The sequence below is a fragment of the Caballeronia arationis genome (assembly GCF_001544975.2).
GTDB lineage: Bacteria > Pseudomonadota > Gammaproteobacteria > Burkholderiales > Burkholderiaceae > Caballeronia > Caballeronia arationis.
Map to the genome: position 1 here is coordinate 1 of NZ_FCOG02000557.1, position 725 is coordinate 725.

Here is a 725-nt window from a genome sequence, read left to right on the forward strand (position 1 = left end):
CTTCGTGCGGTCCCGACCCACGAACACGAACAAATTGCCCGAGGCAGGCTTCTGGGCCAGCAGCGGTTCGACCAGATAGGACAGCGTGTCGATCGATTTGCGCATATCGACCGGCTCACGGCAGATGTAGGCTCGAACGTCGGCCGCGATCAGCACCGTGCACCGCCCAACTGCCCGAGCACGAAGCGCACGATGCGCTCGGCATGCGCGCCAGTCAGTTCGATGCGAACACCGGCGAGCGACAAGGTTACGCGATCACGTGACGACGACGTATCTGCCGTCGTCGATGGCTGCGTCACGACCGGCTCTGGCTCACCATCTGCACGGGCAACGACAAACGTCGCATCCGGGGTCACGGCGAGCGGGTTCGTCCGGGCAGTTGTCTCGCCCGCGAGCTTCTTGCGCCACAAGCCGAAGGTGCTGACTGCCAGCCCTTGCTCTCGGCAGAAACGTCGTGCGCCAAGTCCGCTTCGTTTCCACGCCATGACCATCTCCCGCCAGAATGCCTCGCCTTGCCGAGAACGTCGCGCTGCCCTCGGTCCCGCAGTCTCTTCGGTTGGGTCGACCATCGAAATGCTCCGCAGTCACGATGGCAAGACGTTCGCACCACGCGCGCTTGTATTCAAGACGGGATGCGCTGACGCATACCGGGCATGTGCTCGGGTAACGTCGTGTGTTTGTTGCGCAGGTGGCTGCGGGCGTGAGCTGCGACGCGCTTGCCGCCG

General features: G+C 64.0%; 2 protein-coding genes. Both read right to left on the bottom strand.

Annotated elements, in window-relative coordinates:
* Nucleotides 1–105 (bottom strand): IS66 family insertion sequence element accessory protein TnpB (tnpB, locus tag AWB81_RS49125; RefSeq protein ID WP_374730522.1); only part of this gene is annotated, 105 nt, incomplete at its 3' end.
* A gap of 44 nt (nucleotides 106–149) precedes the next feature.
* Nucleotides 150–485 carry an IS66 family insertion sequence element accessory protein TnpA gene (gene tnpA / locus AWB81_RS46700; protein WP_200822572.1) on the bottom strand — a complete coding sequence of 112 codons (336 nt, stop codon included), beginning with the start codon at nucleotides 483–485 and terminating at the stop codon, nucleotides 150–152.
* Nucleotides 486–725 lie beyond the last annotated feature (240 nt).